At 51.6% G+C, this 13,850-nt stretch carries 17 protein-coding genes and 1 pseudogene; 4 read left to right on the forward strand and 14 right to left on the reverse strand.

Features of this window, described 5'->3' with window-relative positions:
- Positions 1 to 65: 65 nt before the first annotated feature.
- From CMR03_RS02220 to flgB, 9 genes and pseudogenes are all read right to left on the reverse strand, one after another.
- Positions 66 to 356: pseudogene (locus CMR03_RS02220) on the reverse strand (rod-binding protein); the annotation flags it as partial.
- A 9-nt stretch (positions 357 to 365) separates the two neighbouring features.
- Positions 366 to 1,457, reverse strand: a complete 1,092-nt coding sequence (locus CMR03_RS02225; protein WP_096010626.1) for a flagellar basal body P-ring protein FlgI — start codon at positions 1,455 to 1,457, stop codon at positions 366 to 368.
- 11 nt (positions 1,458 to 1,468) lie between these two features.
- Entirely contained in the window at positions 1,469 to 2,134 is a 666-nt protein-coding gene (gene flgH / locus CMR03_RS02230; protein WP_096010627.1) for a flagellar basal body L-ring protein FlgH, read from the reverse strand.
- A gap of 19 nt (positions 2,135 to 2,153) precedes the next feature.
- Positions 2,154 to 2,939 (reverse strand): flagellar basal-body rod protein FlgG, encoded by a 786-nt coding sequence (gene flgG / locus CMR03_RS02235; RefSeq protein WP_063879605.1) that lies wholly within the window; start codon positions 2,937 to 2,939, stop codon positions 2,154 to 2,156.
- 30 nt (positions 2,940 to 2,969) lie between these two features.
- Entirely contained in the window at positions 2,970 to 3,701 is a 732-nt protein-coding gene (locus CMR03_RS02240) for a flagellar basal body rod protein FlgF (RefSeq protein ID WP_096010628.1), read from the reverse strand.
- Positions 3,701 to 4,888 (reverse strand): flagellar hook protein FlgE, encoded by a 1,188-nt coding sequence (flgE, locus tag CMR03_RS02245; RefSeq protein ID WP_063879603.1) that lies wholly within the window; start codon positions 4,886 to 4,888, stop codon positions 3,701 to 3,703. The genes CMR03_RS02240 and flgE overlap by 1 nt, the downstream gene beginning before the upstream one ends.
- Positions 4,889 to 4,923: 35 nt before the next feature.
- The gene (gene flgD, locus CMR03_RS02250; protein ID WP_063879602.1) at positions 4,924 to 5,598 is read right to left on the reverse strand and encodes a flagellar hook assembly protein FlgD; all 675 of its coding nucleotides are present in this window, start codon (positions 5,596 to 5,598) and stop codon (positions 4,924 to 4,926) included.
- Between the two features lie 3 nt (positions 5,599 to 5,601).
- The gene (flgC, locus tag CMR03_RS02255; RefSeq protein WP_063879601.1) at positions 5,602 to 6,027 is read right to left on the reverse strand and encodes a flagellar basal body rod protein FlgC; all 426 of its coding nucleotides are present in this window, start codon (positions 6,025 to 6,027) and stop codon (positions 5,602 to 5,604) included.
- A gap of 19 nt (positions 6,028 to 6,046) precedes the next feature.
- The gene (gene flgB, locus CMR03_RS02260) at positions 6,047 to 6,397 is read right to left on the reverse strand and encodes a hypothetical protein (protein WP_063879600.1); all 351 of its coding nucleotides are present in this window, start codon (positions 6,395 to 6,397) and stop codon (positions 6,047 to 6,049) included.
- An 85-nt stretch (positions 6,398 to 6,482) separates the two neighbouring features.
- Here flgB and flgA point away from each other — a divergent pair, with 85 nt between their 5' ends.
- From flgA to CMR03_RS02280, 4 genes are all read left to right on the forward strand, one after another.
- Complete coding sequence (gene flgA, locus CMR03_RS02265) at positions 6,483 to 7,283, forward strand: flagellar basal body P-ring formation chaperone FlgA (protein ID WP_096010629.1); 801 nt, start codon at positions 6,483 to 6,485, stop codon at positions 7,281 to 7,283.
- Between the two features lie 102 nt (positions 7,284 to 7,385).
- Positions 7,386 to 7,661, forward strand: coding sequence for a flagellar biosynthesis anti-sigma factor FlgM (gene flgM / locus CMR03_RS02270; RefSeq protein ID WP_244181288.1), 276 nt, complete (start codon positions 7,386 to 7,388; stop codon positions 7,659 to 7,661).
- Between the two features lie 2 nt (positions 7,662 to 7,663).
- Entirely contained in the window at positions 7,664 to 8,101 is a 438-nt protein-coding gene (locus tag CMR03_RS02275; protein WP_096010630.1) for a flagellar protein FlgN, read from the forward strand.
- Positions 8,102 to 8,286: 185 nt separating this feature from the next.
- The gene (locus tag CMR03_RS02280) at positions 8,287 to 8,949 is read left to right on the forward strand and encodes a glycosyltransferase family 25 protein (protein WP_063881178.1); all 663 of its coding nucleotides are present in this window, start codon (positions 8,287 to 8,289) and stop codon (positions 8,947 to 8,949) included.
- A gap of 9 nt (positions 8,950 to 8,958) precedes the next feature.
- Here the strand turns inward: CMR03_RS02280 and CMR03_RS02285 are convergent, their stop codons facing one another.
- From CMR03_RS02285 to fliH, 5 genes are read right to left on the reverse strand one after another with little or no spacing between them, the layout of a single operon-like run.
- The gene (locus CMR03_RS02285; RefSeq protein WP_096010631.1) at positions 8,959 to 9,906 is read right to left on the reverse strand and encodes a hypothetical protein; all 948 of its coding nucleotides are present in this window, start codon (positions 9,904 to 9,906) and stop codon (positions 8,959 to 8,961) included.
- 35 nt (positions 9,907 to 9,941) lie between these two features.
- Complete coding sequence (locus CMR03_RS02290; protein WP_244181291.1) at positions 9,942 to 11,348, reverse strand: glycosyltransferase family 2 protein; 1,407 nt, start codon at positions 11,346 to 11,348, stop codon at positions 9,942 to 9,944.
- Between the two features lies 1 nt (position 11,349).
- Positions 11,350 to 11,787, reverse strand: coding sequence for a flagellar export protein FliJ (fliJ, locus tag CMR03_RS02295; RefSeq protein ID WP_063879596.1), 438 nt, complete (start codon positions 11,785 to 11,787; stop codon positions 11,350 to 11,352).
- A gap of 6 nt (positions 11,788 to 11,793) precedes the next feature.
- A complete protein-coding gene (gene fliI / locus CMR03_RS02300) occupies positions 11,794 to 13,113 on the reverse strand; it encodes a flagellar protein export ATPase FliI (RefSeq protein WP_063879595.1) in 1,320 nt (439 codons plus the stop codon).
- On the reverse strand, positions 13,106 to 13,849 hold the full coding sequence (fliH, locus tag CMR03_RS02305; RefSeq protein WP_096010632.1) for a flagellar assembly protein FliH: 744 nt from the start codon (positions 13,847 to 13,849) through the stop codon (positions 13,106 to 13,108). The genes fliI and fliH overlap by 8 nt, the downstream gene beginning before the upstream one ends.
- Position 13,850 lies beyond the last annotated feature (1 nt).

A 13,850-nucleotide genomic window follows, 5' to 3' on the forward strand; every position in this document is an offset into this window, starting at 1 on the left:
GCTAATTGCTGAGAATGTTGATTTAAAGCGACCCTGTCCGGTGCAATCTTAAGCGCCTCATCAGCCCGACTTCCCAGTTGTGAGATGATCATGTGTGCAATGCCGGTGCTACGTTGTGATGCCAGCTGAGAGGCCAGCTTGTCATCATAAAATTCCTGCATCATTCGCTGCTGTTTGCTGTCGAACGGATTATTGTTGTCCGCCAGTGCCTGAGAGGCTTTACGCATCTGTTTGATCATTGAACGTAGAAACATCGCTTCAAACTGCTCGGCGGCCTGCTCCAGATTTTGCGGTTTGACCTCACCACCCATGTCTGCTGGCAACATGTTTTTGCCAGAAGTAATCGCCTGTACCATGCGTTCTCCTTAAATCACCACCAGTTCTGCATCAAGCGCACCGGCTTCATGCAATGCCTGTAATATCGCCATGGTGTCATCTGGCGAAGCACCCAAACTGTTTATGGTATTCACGATACTGCGCAAACTGGTACCGGCGGCGATGGTCAGCATTTGCCCATTTCCACGATTCACATTGATGTCGCTGTCTGGCGTTACCGCCGTTTGCCCCTGACTAAAGGCACCCGGCTGGCTGACATTCGACGATTCACGAATAGTCACGGTCAGATTACCGTGGGAAACCGCTGCAGCACGCACCACGACGCCATCACCAATCACGACCGTGCCGGTGCGGGCATTGAACACCACGCGCGGCTGCTGTTTGCCGGCATCGATTTGTACATCTTCCAGCGTGGACATAAATGCCACACGCTCGCCGGCCGACAAGGGAGCATTCACCACCACGTTGGTGGCGCTTTGTGCCGTTGCGGTTCCCGCCCCAAATGTGCTGTTCAGTGCCACTGCCACGCTGTTGGCAGATTTAAAACCAGGACGTTTCAGGTTGAGAATGACCTGATTATTTTGTTGAAAGTCAGTGGGGATTTCGCGTTCCACCGAGCCGCCATTGGGCACGCGACCTACCGTGGGCGTATTGATGGTAATGCTTGAGCCACTGTTCCCTTCGGCTTTTACCCCACCTACCACCACATTCCCCTGAGCAAGGGCATAGACTTCACCATCCGCACCCCGCAGCTGCGTCAACAGTAATGTGCCGCCTCGCAAACTTTTAGCATCGCCGATGGAAGAAACAGTGACATCAATATTCTGCCCGCGGGCATAACCGGGCGGCAACGTTGCGCTGATAGCCACTGCCGCCACGTTTTTCACTTTTGGGTCAATTTTGGTCGGCAACTGTACGCCAAACTGACGCAGCATATTGGTGACTGACTGACTGGTGAACTTCACCTGATTCTTGTCACCGGTACCGTCCAGGCCCACGACCAGGCTGTAACCGACCAACTGGTTACCGCGCACGCCCTGAATATCCACAAGATTCCCTAGCCGCTCTGCCCGTAAACCGGGAGTGCATAACAGCAGCAAAATGAGTATGGCTTTACGCATAGCAGGCTCCATTAAATTGGGAAGAGTGGATGGTTAAAGAAACGGGTCAACCAGCCTGCGGAATTGGCATCACTCAGCGCCCCACGTCCGGCATAAGAAATACGCGCATTAGCAATGCGCTGGGATGACACTGAGTTATCCCGTTCAATGTCGTCTGCACGAACCAGACCGGTCACGCGCATATATTCATCCCCTTGGTTTAGGGTCAGCCATTTCTCGCCACGCACCGCCAGAACACCATTTGGCAATACCCGGTACACGGCGACAGTAATGGCGCCGCGCAGGCTGTTTTGCTGCTGGCTGGTCGCATTACCATTAAAATTTCGGTTGCCGCTGACGGCGCCAGAAAATTTCTCCACGGATTCACCTAAGGCTTCAGGAATGCCCAGCGCGACATCGTTTTTCTTATCGAAATTTGTTTTCGCCTGCTTGCTGGCCTGAGTGGATTCATCCAGCTTTACCGTCAGAATGTCCCCCACCCGGTAAGCCCGGCGATCCTGGATGAGTGACCAGTTATAACCGGCGTTATAAAGACCACCGCCCTGCACTTGCACGGGTGGCATGTCAAAATCTTCAGGTGGCGCATAGGCCACATCATCTTTATGCACCAGCATTGCCGGGCTTTCACAACCTGACAGAAGCACTGCGATAAAGAGTAAAGCTATCTGCTTTTTCATTTCGTCTTCACTTCATGCATTACATCGACTGCGTAACAAATTTCATCATGTCGTCAGCGGCAGAAACCATTTTGGCGTTCATCTCATAAGCGCGCTGAACCGTGATCATATCGACCATCTCTTCAACCACCTGGACGTTTGAGCCTTCAAGTGAGCCTTGTTCAAGTTGACCAAATGCCTCTTCCCCTGCGATGCCCTCTATCGCTTCACCACTGGCTGCGGTTTCGCGATACAGATTGCCGCCAATGGCCTCAAGGCCGGCCGGATTGACAAAATTAACCAATGTGATCTGGCCCAGTTCCACTAGGTCGGTTTCCCCCGCTATCGTGGCCATTACCGTGCCATCTTTACCTATGTGGAGATCCGTCACATTATCGGGTAACTCAATGCGTGGGTTCAGCGGTAGCCCTTGGGAGTTGGTCAATAAACCATCAGCATTCTTTTGAAAAGAACCCGACCGGGTATAGGCCAGATCGCCATTGCTGTTTTCGACCTGGAAAAAACCCTGCCCGGTTATCGCCACATCCAGCGTTTGCCCGGTATTTTGGATGTTGCCGGTGGTGAACTCTTTTTGTGTGCCTAAAATTTTCACCCCGGTGCCAAACTGTATTCCGGTGGGAGACATATTGTTTTCGTCTAACTGACCGCCGGGAACACGCTGATTTTGATAAAAAAGGTCAGAAAACATGACCCTGTCACGTTTAAAGCCGGTGGTGTTGACGTTTGCCAGGTTATTAGAGATGGCGCTCATCTTGGCGTCCTGCGCCGCCAGGCCGGTTTTACTGATCCATAAAGCGGGATTCATGACGTTTCCTTTTCAGTTGTAACCACGAAATTAGCTATTACGCAGCAGGCGGTTGCCAGCCGTAGCCAGTTCTTCCGCCGCTTTCATCATTTTTATCTGTGCTTCAAACTGCCGATTCAGCGCAATGCTGGCGACCATTTCATTGATAGCCGATACGTTCGAGTTTTCGAGATGGCCTGCTACCACTTCCACCTCTTCGCTGCGCGGATTTTCATTGGCAGTGGTGACTAAAAAACCGGCGGCGTTTTTACTGAGGTCGGAGGCGGGAATATCCACCAGTTTGATACGATCAACATCCATCGGTGCCGTGATATTGCCGTCTTCGGCCACGATAGTGATGATGCCATCATCGGCAATACTGACAGAGGAAAAAGCGGGCAGCACAATCGGGCCGTTATCACCGGACACGGGTAATCCATCAATGGTGAGATCCCCGTCCGGGCTCACGTCGATCTGGCCGTTGCGGGTGTAAACTTCGCGATTACCGCTGACAAGGGCAATCAGCCCGTTACCTTTAATCGCGATATCGAGCTCACGCCCTGTCTGACGTGTCGGGCCAGGCGTCATATCGATGCCTGCCTGCTGCTGCTGAACCAGATAGCGAGAGGAAAAACCTTCCCCTTGAATCTGTTGCGACAGCGCCTTATCCAGGTCATGCCTGAAACCAGGTGTATTCACATTGGCCAGATTATTGGCATGGATTTGTTGCTGAGACAGACTCCGCGATGCGCCACTGACGGCGGTATAGATTAAGTGGTCCATTACACCGCCTGGAAAAGCGCAGTCATCATGCTGTCATTGGTGCTGATGACCTTGGTGTTTGCCTGATAGTTTCGCTGTGCCGTCATCAGCGAGACCAGTTCCGATGTCAGGTCAACGTTAGAACCTTCAAGCGTACTTGAGCTAAGTGCACCGAGTAGCCCTGTGCCGGGCGTCCCCATCAGCGCCTCTCCAGACGCAGAGGTCTGGGACCAGGTGGTGCCATTCTGCGAAGACAAACCATTGGGATTCGAAAAGGTGGCCAGAACCAGTTGTCCTTGTAGCATCCGTTTTCCATTGGAGAAGGTGGCATAGACGCTGCCATCGCTTTCAATCGCTTGCCCGGTTCGTTCGCCTGACGTGTAGCCATTGCCATTGTTTTTGCTGACGGACAAGTCGGCCCCAAACTGCGTGGTGCCATTATAATTAATCTCAAGTTCAATCGCTTCAGCCCCCACAATGTTCGCAGTGACACTTACGCTGCCGTTAGGTACAGTCAGCCCGCCCTGCTCGCTAAAGATCATCTCTTGTGTGGCATCCAGCCTGGTATCATCCATGTAGTAGTGGACGGTCCATTGATTATCATCTGTTTTGACAAAGTACTGCTTCAGGGTGTGTTCTCGTCCTAAAGAGTCATATACCTGGCTTGCATAGGTGTGGTTATAAGATGACTCATCGGCAGGATCGAATGTGGTGGTTTCAGGTAAGGCGACGTTGGCGTTGAGGTTAGCCGTAAAATCGAGTGTGCTGGTCGCTTTCGCGGGGATAGAACCACTGCTGATATTAATATTGCCGATCGTTCCCGTTTGCACGACACCGTTGGCATCAACCGGATATCCTTGCAAATACATCCCCTGGTTATTCACCAGATACCCACTGCTGTCAATTTGCATATAACCGGCACGGGTATAGGATGTCGTACCGGAACTGTCGCGCAGCATGAAGAAGCCGTTGCCGTTGATTGCCTGGTCAAGACTGTTGGAAGAGGAAAAAATGTCGCCGCTTTTGGAAATACTTTGAGCGAGATTCGTCACTCCCACACCAAGCGCTTGCCCTTCCGCATACTGTGAAGCAAACTCGGCCCGGCCGGATTTAAACCCTACAGTGCCACTGTTAGCGATATTATTTGAGATGGCCCCAAGCTGTTGGTTTATGGCATTCAGGCCTGAAATTGCGATATCAAAACTCATAATAGATCCTGGTTAACGTATAACTTGTTGATTGTTTAGTCGTCGGGTTGGCCAAACTGGGTAATCTTGTTGTAAGCGACCTCTCCCAGCCCGATGATATTCAACACCGTCGCGCTGCCATCCAGAGGAATGCGCACGTTGCTGACTCGTCCTCCGATTTCAACCGGGACGTGACTTTTTTCGGCGTCGGTCATGAGCGAAATGCTGTATTTACCTTCACTCAATCCCAATGCCTGCGGATTAATGTTGAAATTGACGTCGCCGACCTCTTGTCTGCCCAGCTCAATTTCGGTTTCCTTTCCTGTCTCATCTTTAAGGATCACCGTAACGGAATTGGCCGCATGATCGAGGGTGAATCGACCTTCAAGCGTGGTGACACCATCGCTATTGATCGTATCCGTCTGGACCATGACCTGTTGCCCAACCAGGTTGCCGGTTGTCAGGGTTTGCAGGTTGTCCATCAACACGGAATTGTTGGCCATAAGTTGAGTCAGGGTTTCCATAGACTGAACCTGAGTCAGTTGCGCAAGCTGCCCAACATATTCAGTACCGTCCGTCGGATTTAAGGGGTCCTGGTTTTGGATTTGTGCGACCAGCAATTGCAAAAAAAGGCTGTTCATTCCTGCCGCACTGTTGTCATTTGCGGAAACGCTGCTGCTACTGCCATAGGCGGTAGTAACAGATTGAGTGGAAACACCATTCACGCTCATCGGTTACGCCTCGCCGAGACGCAGCAGGCTTTGCTGCATACTTTTTACATTATTAAGCACGTCGACACTGGTTTCGAAATTGCGCGATGCCGACATCATGTCAGCCATTTCTTCCACCACGTTGATGCCGGGATACCAGACGTAGCCATCCTGGTTTGCCATAGGATGATTCGGTTCATAGCGCTGTAACGCATTGTCTGTTTCCACAATATCGAGTACCTGCACGCGCGCACCGGATAGCCCGTTGTGATTCATCAACTCATCGTTTTTATAAACTGCAGCAAAAACCGGACGACGCGCTTTGTACACATCGCCCTCCTCCAGCGCAGGGGTTTCGGCATTAGCCAGATTGCTGGCGATCGTATTCAGTCTCAGGGTTTGTGCCGTCATTGCTGAACCTGAAACGCGATAAATATCGGTAAAAGCCATTTCTCGTCACCTGAATTAATTACTTACCTTCTATAGCCTGCTTCAGACCGGTAAATTTCATGTTCAAAAAAGCCAGGCTCATCTGATAGTCCTGAACATTTTTTGCAAATTCAGCCTGCTCCACATCAAGCGCAACCGTATTACCGTCCGAAGCGGGTTGCCAGGGCACGCGATACCTCTCTTGCGCCGAGGTGCCTGGGAAATAACCCTGTTGTGAACGTTGCATCTCCGCGGCAAAATCAATATCTTTAGCCTGGAAATGCGGCGTATCAACGTTAGCCAGGTTTGCTGAAAGCAGTTCCGCCCTGGAAAGTCGAAGTGCTACAGCTTGCGGATGAACGCCCAAAGCCTTTTCAAAACTAATACTCACAACTCACTCCTTCGTGATAATGACCGCTGCGATAGCCTGTGCTGCCCCAATTAATAAGCAAATATCGTGCCAGGTTATTAACATCATGAATTATATAGTTTTTTGTAGGAAGTTCGTCGAAGAGAGGAAGTGTTTTTTCCGCAAGGAAGTCATCGTAATACTCAGCGTTGTTGGCCTGGCGGTGCCACCTGCTTCTGCCCAGTCGGTTAGCGCCTATAAACAAGTCTCTGTGCATGTGCGGCAAATGGCAGCAGAGGCGATTCGAAATGAGGCTAATCAGCAGCGCTGGCAGCGTTATCAGGCCAAATTAAACCTGTTTATCCCCGCTGAAGCTTCCCAACTTCCGCCCTGCGTTACGCCACTTAAGGCCACGCTTTCTGGAAGTGAGCGGCCTGACCTACGCCGGCTGCGCTATGACGTTCGCTGTGAAAGCGGCAAAGGTTGGGCGGTGCCTGTCACGGTAAAACCCGATATCTATATGCCGGTACTTGTGGCCAAAAACACCCTTGAACGTGGGCATATTGTTGGCCCTGCCGACGTCACCCAGAAAAAATTCAATATCACTCAAGTGCGCAGTGGTTACCTGACCCATCCTGACGATATAACCGGGCTTACACTGAAGCGCCGGGTGCGTGAAATGCAGGTGTTAACCCCGAACCTGTTCGATTCTCCCGTACTCGTTGAGCGCGGCCAGCGGGTAACGATGATTGCTGAACAGGATGGTGTTGAAGCCCGCACCACCGGGATTGCCATCAAAAAAGGACGTAAAGGCGAAATGATTAAAATAAAAAATGAAAACAGCGAGCGTGAAGTGAACGCCATCGTGATCGGTATGGGGATGGTCAGAACCACGCAGGCTGCCTCGCGTGAAAAAACAGGTGGCTGACGTTTAAGTTGACGCCCTCAAACGTCGCTTTGAGCAGGTAAGGCAAACGGAAGTCCAGCTTCCGCTTTGAGATGTGCATGACAGACCTGAACATGGAGCTACATGATGAAAATAACATCGACCCAATATGCAATGACCCGCGCGATCAATCAGGCCAACGCTACCACGCCTTCTCGCAGCGCAGGTCGTGAAGACATGAAAATTAGCCGTTCTGCCGCAATCGATCCGGTGATCGGAGAGGCTCAAACTAAACTCTCTGCTTTACCAGAGGTGGATATGGCGCAGGTGGCTGCTGTTAAAGACGCCATTGCCAATGGGCAAATTAGCATTGATCTGGATGCATTGGCCCACGCCATCGAGCAATATCATCAGAGGTAACCATGAGTAACGCCACACAGTGCGTAAAACAGCTGGTGCAGGATATGGTTGAAGACAATCAAGCCTATGGCCAGCTTAAAGCCCTGCTCAGGGAGCAACGTCAGGCGCTGATTGCCCGCGATGTTGCTGAACTGGACCGGCTGAATCCGCAAATTTTTGCGCTTTATGAGCAACTCGCCCACAACAGCCAGCAGCGTTACCAGTTGCTGACCCAGTTGGGTATTCCTGCAAGCTCCAAAGGCTTGCGCCTGTTGTTCTCCCGCCTGCCTGCCAGGCACCAGGCTCAACTTGACCCACTCTGGCAGTCGCTGGAAAGCGTGGCGACAGAATGCCAGGCCCTGAATGACGGTAATGGTCTTGTTGTCAGTATGCAGCAGGACATACTCCAGAAACTGGTTAACGTAGGTGAACCCGAGAACTGGCTTTATCAGCAGGTTTAAGCCCTATCCAGGTACAGCTGACATACCGGGCGCCAGTGTCGCATCATTGGGCCGCGCGTTTTACCCGCCTTTTACTGATAAGCCGCTTAAAACGTCCTTTTCATTTTCTGTTTACCGGGGAGACGTCAGCACAGATTCTCCTGTCCGGCGAACGTTATCCGCACATTTATTCGATACAACATACTATGCAATTTATTGACTGGGCGACCTTTTCTCAGGTGATCTATATTAATCTGCCGCACCGGCGCGATCGTAATTTCCGCATGAAACGTCATCTGAGAGAACTGAAGGCACCTAAAGAGAAGGTCTTACGCTTTGACGCTATACAGGCCAGCCCCGGTTCGGTGGGATGTGTAAAATCACATATTGCGGTACTGGAAATGGCTATCGCCCAGGGTTGGGAAGATGTTCTGATTCTTGAGGATGATTTTGAATTTACCCATGATGCCCCCAGCCTGACGCGTCTCAATCTCTGGCTGCAAAGCCTGGGGAATGTCCACTGGGACGTGGCGTTTCTTGCAGCCAACTATCAACATGTTACCCCTTTGAAAAGTGTCGATTACCTGCTGCGCGTTAATCGGGCATGGTGTGCGTGTGCATATTGGGTTAAACAGCATTATTTTTCGCAACTGCTGGAAAATTTACGCCAGAGTCTGCGGTTTCTGGAACAGGGTGGCCAGCCACAACGCTATGCTCTGGATGTACACTGGTGGCAGTTAATGGCAAAAGATTGCTGGCTTGGCCTTTACCCTTGTGCAGGGTTCCAACAGGCTGACAGAAGTGATATTGAGCAACGCCATGTCGATTATCGCCCCCTGTTTTATAAATCACTGGAGGCTATATGTTAACGCCGTTGCTTAAATCAATGACAATCCACACAGCAACATATAATCCGCACTGTCTTCACTGTCAGCCTCTGGGGTTTTATGCTGCTGCCAGCTAAACCAGGCGCTGGCCAGGATTACCAGATCGCGCGGCATCAACCGGTTATGATCTTCCAGCCACAGCGCGCACAACATTTTTAATTCAAATATCTGGCGAGTGAGTAACAGAAATGCATGACCATAATGTTGCCCACATCCACAGGGAAAGACCTCACCATAGAGACGATAAATCAACAGATTGCGTAAAATGTGGGGATGTTCGCTAAAGAATGTGTTGCTGGCAGCAAGGGTTTCCAGCGTTCGTAATCGTTGTTGCAATGCTGAAGGTGACATAACGGCCAGTTCGCTGAGTTTAAGCATCATACTCATTTTTTGGGTCGCGGGTAGATTAAGGTTTAAACGAAGCGCCCCCATCTGTGCCAGGGCATCGATGCGATTACTTTCGATTGACGGCAACATCCCATGTTGCTGCTCAAGAATGCCGTTATCCGCAAGTTGTGATAGTTGCTCCCCCATCGTGTCCAGCAGTTGCACGTCATGCTGCCCGTTGCTCTGGTGATGCTGGGCTTTACTAAGCAGCACGCCAATCGCATATAAACTGGTTTCTAAGGCTAATGCCGGGTGCACTGCCAGATTGATGCACTGTTGATTTAAATTTTCATCCCATTGCGTCAGTTCGCGACGATCCTGACATGGGGTCTGGGTGGTATGCAGGATAAAGGCCTGAGGATTTAACAGGATTTCCGTTGCGGCAGTTTCGCATCCTGCATTGAGGCTTTGCCGTTGCTGATTTTTAAGTTTAATGCTGACTCTCGGCCAGTCATCCTGCTCTGATGCCCGGCAAGAGGGACAACAACAGGGCGCTGGCATGGCATCGAAGCGAACAACATATTCTGGACGATAGTTTTCAATTAATTCCATTTGTAATACTCCGGCCGCCCGTTAAGCGGCACTGATTAGTGAGCTTTTTTTCGGAAAAACCAGTGAGTACAGTCGACAACCGCGCCATCAATGGGATCGGTTATTTCAGATAAAAAAGCGAAACCTGGCTGCAGACCAAGCCAGCAATGGTCCCGCATTTGCTCGGTCCAACAGGCATTCAGTGAACTCCCCTGCTGAATTGCCCGCTGGTAATGGGCAAGAAGCGTTGGGATATAGTTGCCATTAACGGCATAGGCGCAACCGCAGTCACCATCAGTAATCCGTGACACGCCAGGCAACGCGTTGAGGGGAACAACCCGATGATAGCGGCCACCCAGCAAGGTGACCTGCCAGTGAATATGCGGCAAACGGACTAACAGATGGTTAAGCGTCTTGAGCGATCGTTCTTTATGGACATAGCGTACCGCCGCGTCCAGCAGCAGTACGCTTGTCCAGTGGTGATGCAGTGCGTGCGTTAATACCTCACAGTGGTTTGCCAGTTCTGCTGTGCTGGCGTCAGCGGCGCGGCGTTTTGCAAACGGCACTATCTGCTGCGGATCAACCCCAAGCATGTTCAGTTTCTGCCGCTGCTGCTGCAGTGCTTCAGGCTGCGTGGCGTCATAAAGCACCGCGATTTTGTCAAAGGTTTGCCAGGCGACCACGGTGCTGAGTGGCGCCTGTCCCAGACGTCGATAGTGATTAAGCAAATTACGGTCGGTCACGAAGTCTTCCAGCGTTAAATTCACCGGTTGTGACGACCCCAGCACAAAGTCCTTATCGTAAGTATTGGCGCTGTGAGAGATGCACAGAATGGCCTCTTTGGGGTCAATTTGCTGCACAGGGGTGGTGAAATTATTCAGAAATGCCTGCTCTTCAGCCAGCGTGGCACTGTCGTTATAGCGATGGTTCCTTAGGTAATTTCGGTGATAACCAAAGGTGCCGTTCAACGCGTGCCGTTCACCAAAAGAAACGGTGCGGTAGATTTTATCAAGATGGCTGTACCAGATATAAATCGTATCGCAGCCTGAGAAGCGCGCGTTATTACGCTGCATCGACGCCACCTGGTGGCTGATTTTGCTGGGGGGATAATAGTCATCATCATCAAAACAGATAATGTATTCACCACGGGCCATATCATTGAGCATGTTGCGCTTTTTACCCAAATCCAGCCGAACCGGGCTGTGGACATAGCGCACATGTTGACAGGTGTGATCGACCAGCATCGCGATCAGATCTTCATTACTTTCAGCAGAATCATCCAGAATAATCAGTTCGCGTTTGAGCGCGGGATAATCCTGATACTGATAGATATACAGAAGATAAGGTAAAAAGGCCCGACGATTCCAGGTAGGGCATACCACACTGACAAAGGGTAATTCGCTGTGTCTTTTTTGCTGTCGGCGGTTAATCAGTGACCGCATCAGGGTTGGTGTTTCAGCCATCTTATTTCTGCCGTGATGTCTGTTGTCTCAACCAACTCTGCGTCGACAGCGCATCCGTGGTTTTTTGCTCACGTTGATCCTGGGCCTGTCTGAGCGTTTTCCTTCGTGCATCCATGACGTGCTCAATGCTCTTTTCCCGTCGAAACTCAGCCAGTAAATGGCGCTGTATTTTTTGCGCTTCGACGTTCGCCAGCGCCTGCTCCTGCTTTTGCCAGTCGATAACACGTTGCAGATTGCGTTTATACACCGACTGATTGCTCAACATCACCGCGTTTTCCTGGCTGGACTGCACGCTCTGCTTTAGCCCGGATAAAGCGTGAATGTTGTTTTCCAGGCGCTGGCAAAGTCGCTGCTGGCTGGCAAGTTTACGGGTAAGGTCGTTCACCGCGCGATGGCGCAGAAGGTGAAGTTGTTCAAGTGTGTGTATCAGTTTGCTCATGATGAATTATCCTGCTTTCGCCAGCATGTCCAAATCAGAAAGGGTTTTCTCCAGCGATGCCGCATCCTGCACCTCCTGCTGTAAAAAACGGGCAATCGCGGGAGCGAGATTGACGGCTTTGTCTGCCATTGGATCTGCGCCGGCGACATAACCACCCAAGGGAATTAGAGGCTTAATATTTTGATACTCTGCGTAGAGTTGCTTGAGCGTACGCGCGTTACGCTGATGTGAGATATCCGTGACCTGGCTCATACACCGGCTGATGGACTGTCCGATATCGATGGCCGGATAGTGCCCAGCCTCTGCAAGATGACGCGATAATACAATGTGTCCATCCAGTACCGCCCGAGCACAATCCACAATGGGGTCCTGCTGATCATCGCCTTCAGCCAGCACGGTATAGATCGCGGTCATGGAGCCGCTGCTTTCGCTGTTTCCGGCGCTTTCTACCAGGCGGGGGATCAGACCAAATGCCGAGGGTGGATAACCTTTAGTGGCTGGCGGCTCGCCCAGTGACAGTGCGATTTCACGTTGTGCCATGGCATAACGGGTCAGGGAGTCCACCAGTAACAAAACATCTTTGCCTTTGTCACGATAATAGCTGGCAATGGTGTGGCACAGCTCGGTGGCTTTGATTCGCATCAGCGGGGATTCATCGGCGGGTGCCGCCACAATAACCGACTTACGACGCCCGATTTCCCCCAGTGAGTGTTCAATAAACTCTTTGACTTCACGCCCACGTTCACCAATTAACCCGACCACGACCACTTCCGCCTGGGTATAACGGGTAAGCATGCCAAGCAGCACGCTTTTGCCCACACCGCTGCCTGCCATCAGGCCAACGCGTTGGCCTTTACCGATGGTGAGCAAACCGTTAATGGCCCGGACGCCAACATCCAGCGGCGCCACGACGGGCTGCCGACGCAAGGGGTGCACTTGTGTCACCTGTTGAGGAAGCACGCTATCGCCTGAGAGTTTGCCTTTATCGTCAATCGGTTCGCCAATACCGTTGACCACCCGGCCCAACCACTGATCACCAATCAGAACCCCCTGCTGCTTGTCGAGAGGAAAGACACGTGCACCGGCAATGAGTCCGGAAGTGTGTTTAAAAGGCATCAGGAAGGTGACATCACGATCGAAACCCACCACCTGCGCATCAATCAGTTGGCCATCAATGCCTTCAATCTGGCAGAACTGTCCAACCGCCAGACGACATCCGACGCACTCCAGTAAAATGCCGGCCACCCGTACCAGGCGCCCTGCCACTCTGGCGAGATGAATCTTATCGATAGAGCGTAAAGCCTGTTCGAACGCGTTATCACTCATCATGGGTGTCCGGTAATAAGTTTTCTTTCAGCACGTCCATGCACTGGTCCAGACGATGCTGGCAGCCGACGTCCATTTCTGTCGTGTCAGTGATGACCCGGCACTCACCTGGGGCAAGCGTCGGCTCGGCCATCAGCCCCCACTGGGCGGTTTTTTCCGGTTCAGCTTCGCTAATACGACGATATTCATCGCTACTGAGCAGCACTTTGATCTGTTCTGGTCGCTGCGGTAATGCCGCAAGGGCTTCTTCGACAAGCGTCAAAATCTGCGTGGGTTGCAGCGTTAATTCACAACGGATGACCTGGCGGGTGACTTTTTCTACCAGTTGCAGCAGTTCTTCCCGACGGCGCTGTTCGTAACTGGCCATAAACGACGAGACACTATGAATAAGATTGTCCAGCGGCTGGGCCGCTTCCAGAAACTGCTGGCGGGCCTGAACTTTTCCCTCTGCCAGTCCCTTACGCAACCCTTCTTCAACACCAAGGCGAACGCTTTCCTGATAGCCTTCTTCTTTGCCCTCCTCCATGCCTTGCGCGAAACCACGATTCATGCCCTCTTCAAAACCATGTTTCAACTGCGCATGGACGGCGGCACTGCCTTCTTCAGGCGATAACACATCACTCTCTGATGCCTGCCGGCGTTTACGCAATGGCGGGAATTTATGCAGGCGCGGTTTAACAACGGCATCACGACTGTCAGTGAGTGCACTCAAGGGTAAACTGTGCTTTTTAAACATG

It is taken from the genome of Pantoea allii (assembly GCF_002307475.1).
Lineage (GTDB): Bacteria > Pseudomonadota > Gammaproteobacteria > Enterobacterales > Enterobacteriaceae > Pantoea > Pantoea allii.

Excerpts from the sequence above, each read along its gene's own strand:
- CMR03_RS02225 (WP_096010626.1), bottom strand. The coding sequence starts at position 1,457 with ATGCGTAAAGCCATACTCATTTTGCTGCTGTTATGCACTCCCGGTTTA.
- flgH (WP_096010627.1), bottom strand. The coding sequence starts at position 2,134 with ATGAAAAAGCAGATAGCTTTACTCTTTATCGCAGTGCTTCTGTCAGGT.
- flgG (WP_063879605.1), bottom strand. The coding sequence starts at position 2,939 with ATGAATCCCGCTTTATGGATCAGTAAAACCGGCCTGGCGGCGCAGGAC.
- CMR03_RS02240 (WP_096010628.1), bottom strand. The coding sequence starts at position 3,701 with ATGGACCACTTAATCTATACCGCCGTCAGTGGCGCATCGCGGAGTCTG.
- flgE (WP_063879603.1), bottom strand. The coding sequence starts at position 4,888 with ATGAGTTTTGATATCGCAATTTCAGGCCTGAATGCCATAAACCAACAG.
- flgD (WP_063879602.1), bottom strand. The coding sequence starts at position 5,598 with ATGAGCGTGAATGGTGTTTCCACTCAATCTGTTACTACCGCCTATGGC.
- flgC (WP_063879601.1), bottom strand. The coding sequence starts at position 6,027 with ATGGCTTTTACCGATATTTATCGCGTTTCAGGTTCAGCAATGACGGCA.
- flgA (WP_096010629.1), top strand. The coding sequence starts at position 6,483 with ATGAATTATATAGTTTTTTGTAGGAAGTTCGTCGAAGAGAGGAAGTGT.
- flgM (WP_244181288.1), top strand. The coding sequence starts at position 7,386 with ATGATGAAAATAACATCGACCCAATATGCAATGACCCGCGCGATCAAT.
- CMR03_RS02275 (WP_096010630.1), top strand. The coding sequence starts at position 7,664 with ATGAGTAACGCCACACAGTGCGTAAAACAGCTGGTGCAGGATATGGTT.
- CMR03_RS02280 (WP_063881178.1), top strand. The coding sequence starts at position 8,287 with ATGCAATTTATTGACTGGGCGACCTTTTCTCAGGTGATCTATATTAAT.
- CMR03_RS02285 (WP_096010631.1), bottom strand. The coding sequence starts at position 9,906 with ATGGAATTAATTGAAAACTATCGTCCAGAATATGTTGTTCGCTTCGAT.
- CMR03_RS02290 (WP_244181291.1), bottom strand. The coding sequence starts at position 11,348 with ATGGCTGAAACACCAACCCTGATGCGGTCACTGATTAACCGCCGACAG.
- fliJ (WP_063879596.1), bottom strand. The coding sequence starts at position 11,787 with ATGAGCAAACTGATACACACACTTGAACAACTTCACCTTCTGCGCCAT.
- fliI (WP_063879595.1), bottom strand. The coding sequence starts at position 13,113 with ATGAGTGATAACGCGTTCGAACAGGCTTTACGCTCTATCGATAAGATT.
- fliH (WP_096010632.1), bottom strand. The coding sequence starts at position 13,849 with ATGTTTAAAAAGCACAGTTTACCCTTGAGTGCACTCACTGACAGTCGT.